Origin of the sequence: Streptomyces sp. ISL-100 (assembly GCF_018614615.1) — a bacterium.
Lineage (GTDB): Bacteria > Actinomycetota > Actinomycetes > Streptomycetales > Streptomycetaceae > Streptomyces.
Map to the genome: position 1 here is coordinate 1 of NZ_JAGGOK010000150.1, position 6,518 is coordinate 6,518.

Consider the following 6,518-nt stretch of genomic DNA (forward strand, 5'->3'; position numbering starts at 1 on the left):
GCCCCGACCCCCGCCCGCGCCCCCCTCGCCGTCCCGCCCTGGACGGCCACAACGCTCCGCACGGTCGCCACCCCACGCGGCTCCGCCTCCGGCTACCGGAGGCTCACAACGGGCCCCGGCTGGCAGCGCGTCGTACGCACGCAGCTCACCGCCGCCCGCTCCGGCCGCGCGGAGCGACGTACGCCCCTCGCCTCCTTCGTGCAGCTCACCGACCTCCACCTCACCGACGTACAGCACCCGGTCCGTACCGAATACCTGCGCGCCCATGCCCCCGGCGCCTGGCGCCCCCAGGAAGCCCTGACAGTCCACGGCGCGATCTCGCTCGTCGAGCGCGTCAACGCTCTCCGCGGCGGCCCCGTCACCGGCACGGACCTCGGCTTCGTCATGACGACCGGCGACAACACGGACAACAACAACAAGGCCGAACTCGACTGGTTCCTGCGCACCATGAGCGGCGGCCGCATCACCCCAAACACCGGCGACCCGACCCGCTACGAAGGCGTCCAGGACTCCGGCCTGCCCCTGTACTGGCACCCGGACGCGGTGCTGCGCGACGCCGACAAGAAGCGCGGCTTCCCGCGCCTGGAGGGCTACCTCGCAGCAGCACTACGCCCGGTGAACAGCCCCGGCCTGCGCGTCCCCTGGTACTCCACCGTCGGTAACCACGACGACCTGCCCAGCGGCTGCTTCGCCAACGCGGCCGCCGCCAACGGCTCCGGCTTCCTGGCCGAATTCGCCGTCGGCGGCCGCAAACTGCTGTCCCTCCCGGCAGCCGACGCGAGCGCGCTCGAAGCCGTACTCAGAAAGGGCAACGACCCGAGCGGCAGCTACTTCACCGACCTCCTGCGCCGCGAGACCCGTCGCATGCGTTCCATCACGCCCGACCCGGCCCGCGCCCCCTTCACCCCACGCGAGTACGTCGAGGCACACCTGGACCCGGAGTACGCCGGCGCGGGCCCGGCCGGCCACGGCTACACCCGCGAGAACGCCGACACAGGCGACCTCCACTACTCCTTCCGCATCTCCGACGACGTACTCGGCATCAGCCTGGACACCACCGACCGGGGCGGCCACTTCGCGGGCTCGATCGGCAAGGCCCAACTGGACTGGCTGAAACGCACTCTGCTCGCCCACCGGGACGACCACGTCATCGTCTTCAGCCACCACAACAGCTGGACGTTCGACGACGGCGGCGGCGACAAACTCATCACCCTCCTCAAGCAGCACCGCAACGTCATCGCCTGGATCAACGGACACAGCCACCGCAACGAAATCCTCGCGCACGGCACCTTCTGGGAGATCTCCACGGCTTCCCACGTCGAGTTCCCCCAACTGGCCCGGATCATCGAACTGACCGACAACCACGACGGCACGCTCTCCCTCTTCACCACGCTGATCGAGTCCGCCGCCCCCCACCGCACGGACTACACCGACCTTTCGCAGACGGGCCTGGCGGCGCTCTACCGCGAACTGTCCCTCAACGCGCCGGGCGCCCGGCAGACCCTGGCGGGCCCGGCGGACGCCCGGAACACGGAGCTCCTGGTGAAGAAGCGCTGAGTCCGCTGAGCCCGCTGGGCCGCTAGCGCGGCAGAACCACCACATAAGCGGGCGGCTCCCGATCGCTCGACGCCATCAGAGCGGTCCGTACGACCGTCGCCTGCTGCTCCACTGCTTCCCGCAGCTTCTTCGGCGTGATGTGTACGACGGTGATGCCCAGCCGCTCCAGGTGCTCGCGCTTGCGGGCGTACTCCGACCACAGTGCGTCCTCGTCCTGCCGGGGCGCCCGGGTGTCCAGCTCCACGGCCACGGCCTGGTCGGGCCAGTAGATGTCGACGCCGCCGAGGTGGGGCCCGCCGGGCAGCCGCAGATCGACGTTCCAGAGCGGGTCCGGGAGCCCGTGATCCCGGACCATCGCATACAGCCGGTCCTCCGCGACGGCCCGCCCCTCGGCGAGCAGCGAGTCGACGGCGTCGATGACGTGCGGCCGCGAGAGCAGCCGCGCGAGCGTCAACTCCTTGACGACCGTTGACGGTTCGCAGTGGGATCCGCGTACGGCCTCGGTGAGCAGCCTGCGTACGGCATCGGCGTCAGTCAGGTGCGCGACGGCGTCGGCGAGGGCGCGGGCGACGGGGGCGACGGGCAGGCCGCCGATGTGCTGGACCTGGGGCATCGCATGAACCCGGACCAGCCGCGCGCACCCGGTGGACCGCAGCCGCCGAGTGCGCGGCACGAGTACGTCGATCCGGTCGAGGGAGAGCAGCGGGGGAGCGGAGGAGAAGCGGTGCAGCGCGAGGGCGGCGAGCCCGGTGACCACGACGTCACCGTACGAGCCTGCCTCGCCCTCCCCCCTGACCTGCGCCGGTACCACGCGTTCCACGGTCGGCCGCCCCGCGTACAGCAGGGCGGCGTGCAGCCGCTCCTCGCTGGTGGGCGGCCCGGGGTGCAGGACAAAGACACCGGGCAGGATCTGCTGCCAGGGCCCACCGGGGCGGCACTGCGCGGCGGTCTGGGCGGCGGACACACCGTGCGCACGCAGCTGCGCGGCGGACAGCACGCGCCGCTGGGCGTCGGAGAGGTGGCTGAGGGGGCGGGGGGAGACCGGGGTGTTGTGGTTCATGTCCCGGGGTTTCCCGCTCGCCCCCTGCCGCCTAACCGCTGTTACGCACCTGTCGACAATCCGGGACAACCCCGCACTAAAGTACGGCCGTTCGACTGCCGAAACCTCACCCGCCGAATGGCGACTTTCAGCCCGTCCAGCGTGTGAGGACCGGGGTCCGGGGCGGAGCCCCAGTCACCGCGCCGCAGGTGCCCGCACCCCCCGTGGCACCCCCTCCGCGGCGCCGGCCCCCACCAGCGTCACACCCCCGCGGCCCGATCGCACGCCTGCCCCCGCAGCCCCCGAGCCAAATCGTCCCGAGCCTCCAGCACCAGCCGCCGCAGCGCCGGCGCCGCGTCCGCGTGGCCGGCCAGCCACGCGTCCGTCGCGTCGAGCGTGCCCTGGTTGTCCTGGAGCCCCGGGAACAGCCCGGACACCACGTCCATCCCGATCTGGATGGACCGCTCGGTCCACACCCTCTCGATCGCGGCGAAGTACTTCTCCCCGTACGGAGCGATCAACTCCCGCTGCCCCGGCTGCACAAACCCATCGATCGTGGCCACGACGAGCGCGTTCGACAGCGTGTCGGATTCCACGACCGCCGCCCACGCCTGCGCCTTGACGGCGGCCGAAGGGCGCGAGGCAAGGCACCGCACCTGGTGCCGCTTGCCCGAAGCGGTGTCGTCCCGCGCCAGCTCCGCGTTGATCGCCTTCTCGTCCGCGACGCCGTGCGAAGCGAGCGGCCCGAGGAACGCCCAGCGCAGCTCCTGGTCCACATCGAGCCCGTCGATCTTGGCTGTACCCTCCAGCAGCCCCTGGAGCAGCTGGAAGTCCGCGTCCCGACAAGCCGTAGCGGCGAAGAACCGCGCCCACGTCAGCTGGTGCTCGCTGCCCGGCTCCGCGATCCGCAGCTCCCGCAGCGCGCCCTCCCCAAGCAAGCGTCCGCCGTGCTCGCGCCACTCGGGCGCCGCGTAGTACGTCAGCGCTGACCGCGTCCACGCGTGCAGCATCTGGAGCACGCCGATGTCGGTCTCGCGCCCGGCGAACTTCAACACCAGATCCACGAAATCCCGCGCCGGCATCAGCGCGTCACGCGTGAGGTTCCACATCGCCGACCAGCACAGCGCCCGCGCCAGCGGGTCACTCACATCGCCGAGGTGAGCACGCAGGGTCCCCAGCGACTCCGCGTCGAAGCGGATCTTGCAGTACGTCAGGTCGTCGTCGTTGACGAGCACCAGATCCGGCTTCACGCTGCCCGCGAGCTCCGCCACGACCGTACGCGGCCCGGCGACATCCACCTCGGCCCGCGCGTACCGCACCAGCGCACCGCCGACTCCCTCGCGCCGGTACAGCCCGACAGCCACCCGGTGGGGCCGCAGCTCGGGATGAGACGCGGCGCTCTCCTGGAACACCGCCAGCTCCAGGATCCGCCCGGCCGAGTCGTAAAGCACCTGCGGAGTGAGTGAGTTGACCCCAGCGGTCTGCAGCCACGCCCGCGACCAGGACGCCAGATCCCGCCCCGATGTCTCCTCCAGCACGGCCAGCAGGTCCTCGAGCCGGGTGTTCCCGTACGCGTGACGCTTGAAATAGCGCCGGGCGCCCTCCATGAAGGCGTCCTTCCCGACGTACGCGACGAGCTGCTTCAGTACGGACGCACCCTTGGCGTACGTAATCCCGTCGAAGTTGAGCTTCGCGTCCTCCAGGTCGCGGATGTCAGCCGTGATCGGATGTGTCGAGGGCAGCTGATCGGCCCGGTACGCCCATGATTTGCGGTTGTTGGCGAAGGTGATCCACCCGTTGGTGAAGCGAGTGGCCTCGACCATCGAGTACGACCCCATGAAGTCGGCGAAGGACTCCTTCAGCCACAGGTCGTCCCACCACTGCATGGTGACCAGGTCGCCGAACCACATGTGCGCCATCTCATGGAGAATGACGTTCGCCCGCCGCTCGTACGACGCCTGCGTGACCTTCCCCCGGAAGATGTACTCCTCGCGGAAGGTCACGCAGCCAGGGTTCTCCATGGCGCCGATGTTGTACTCCGGCACGAAGGCCTGGTCGTACTTCCCGAAGGGGTAGGGGAAGTCGAAGTTGTCGTGGAAGAAATCAAGCCCCTGCTTGGTGACGGTGAAAATGTCGTCCGCGTCGAAGTGCCGGGCGAGCCCCTTGCGGCACATCGCACCGAGCGGGATCTCGAGCTCCGTACCGTCGCTGAACGTCCGCCGGTACAGATCGCTCTCGTAGTGGTACGGACCGGCGACGAAGGCGGTGATGTAGGTCGAGATCGGCTTGGTCTCGCCGAACCGCCAAACCCCTTCCTCTTCATCCGTCACCTCGCCGACCCCGTTGCTCCACACGGTCCACCCGTCGGGAGCGGTCACCTCGAACCGGAACGGGGCCTTGAGGTCCGGCTGTTCGAAGTTGGCGAAGACGCGGCGCGCGTCGGCCGGCTCGTACTGCGTGTACACGTACACCTCGCCGTCCTCGGGATCGACGAAGCGGTGCATGCCTTCGCCGGTACGGCTGTACGCACACTGCGCGTCCACGACCAGGACGTTCTCGTCCCGCAGCCCGGCGAGCGCGACCCGCTTGCCGTCGAAGACGGCGGCGGGGTCCAGCGCCTGGCCGTTGAGTGTGACGGCGGTCACGGAGGGCGCCAGCAGATCGGCGAAACTGTCGGCACCGGGCCGCGCGCACCGGAAGCGGATGGTGGTCACGGAGCGGAACGTGCGAGGCCCGTCTTCACGGCCTGCACGGTCTGCACTGTCCGCGGCGCGCTCCCCGCCGTCCCTCCCATCCCGGGTTTCCCCGACCGCTGATCGCAGGTCGAGGGCTACTTCGTACCCCTCGACGGACAGCAGTTCGGCCCGCTCGCGGGCCTCGTCGCGGGACAGATTCTCACCGGGCACGGGCACTCCTTCGTGTCTCGTTCGATCATCCCGATCCTCGCACGCGGCGCTGACATGGGGAGCGTGGGAATGCCTCCGGTGGCCGGTGGCGTTGCCACCGTCAGGTTGCGACCGCGCTATTGAGGAGAGACATGTCCGAGAGCTCAGAGAACGGCAAGACCACGGCGGATTTCTGGTTCGACCCGCTGTGTCCGTGGGCCTGGATGACGTCCCGCTGGATGCTGGAGGTCCAGAAGGTCCGTGATGTCGAGGTTCGCTGGCATGTCATGAGCCTGGCCGTACTGAACGAGGACAAGCTCGACGAGCTGCCGGAGCAGTACCGCGAACTGCTCGGCCCCAAGGGCTGGCGCCCGGTGCGTGTGGTGACGGCGGCGCAGCAGCTGCACGGCGACGAAGTCGTCGGCAAGCTGTACACGGCGCTCGGTACGCGCTTCCACAACAAGGGGGAGGGCTCGACCCTGGAGGCGATAGCAGGCGCGCTGGCGGATGCGGGCCTTCCGGCTGACTTGATCGAGTACGCCGACAAGGACACGTACGACGCCGAGGTGCGCGCGTCGCACAAGGTGGGCATCGACAAGGTCGGCCAGGAGGTGGGCACTCCGGTGATCTCCGTCCCGGGCGCGAACGGCGAGGAGATCGCCTTCTTCGGCCCGGTGGTCACCCCGGCGCCGAAGGGCGAAGAGGCGGCACGCCTGTGGGACGGCACGCTGATGGTGGCGTCGATCCCCGGCTTCTACGAAATCAAGCGCACGCGCACGCAGGGCCCGATCTTCGACTGAGGGGGGCGGGGGCGGGGGGCGGGGCCGGGAGCGGCCGGGGAACCAAGGCTTGCTTCTGGGGGTTTCGGGTCGTTCCCGAGCGCTCCAGGGTCGGTGGGCCGGACCGGCGCGTCAAGGGCGCTCCCTTCGGTCGCGTCGCTGCGCGATGTGCCTACGGCCCACCCTTGACCCGCCGCCCCGGCCCACCGCTAACGCTTTCCACGGGGACGGCCCAAAGAAAAACGCCCTGCACGCGAG

At 69.9% G+C, this 6,518-nt stretch carries 4 protein-coding genes; 2 read left to right on the forward strand and 2 right to left on the reverse strand.

Translation table 11 applies throughout. The features are described from left to right. On the forward strand, positions 1-1,557 hold a 1,557-nt coding region (locus J7E89_RS40240; RefSeq protein ID WP_214981470.1), incomplete at its 5' end, for a TIGR03767 family metallophosphoesterase. A 22-nt stretch (positions 1,558-1,579) separates the two neighbouring features. Here the strand turns inward: J7E89_RS40240 and J7E89_RS40245 are convergent. Both J7E89_RS40245 and pepN read right to left on the reverse strand, forming a co-directional pair. Further along, on the reverse strand, positions 1,580-2,617 hold the full coding sequence (locus J7E89_RS40245) for a hypothetical protein (protein ID WP_214981480.1): 1,038 nt from the start codon (positions 2,615-2,617) through the stop codon (positions 1,580-1,582). Between the two features lie 239 nt (positions 2,618-2,856). Continuing rightward, positions 2,857-5,502: an aminopeptidase N gene (gene pepN, locus J7E89_RS40250; protein WP_214981481.1), complete on the reverse strand. Its 2,646-nt coding sequence runs from the start codon at positions 5,500-5,502 to the stop codon at positions 2,857-2,859. Positions 5,503-5,633: 131 nt separating this feature from the next. On the opposite strand from pepN, the gene J7E89_RS40255 reads away from it, so the two are divergent. Then, the gene (locus J7E89_RS40255; protein WP_214981482.1) at positions 5,634-6,281 is read left to right on the forward strand and encodes a DsbA family protein; all 648 of its coding nucleotides are present in this window, start codon (positions 5,634-5,636) and stop codon (positions 6,279-6,281) included. Positions 6,282-6,518 lie beyond the last annotated feature (237 nt).

Bases quoted from the DNA above. Each gene is read 5' to 3' on its own strand.
- J7E89_RS40245 (WP_214981480.1), bottom strand. From the start codon at position 2,617: ATGAACCACAACACCCCGGTCTCCCCCCGCCCCCTCAGCCACCTCTCC.
- J7E89_RS40255 (WP_214981482.1), top strand. From the start codon at position 5,634: ATGTCCGAGAGCTCAGAGAACGGCAAGACCACGGCGGATTTCTGGTTC.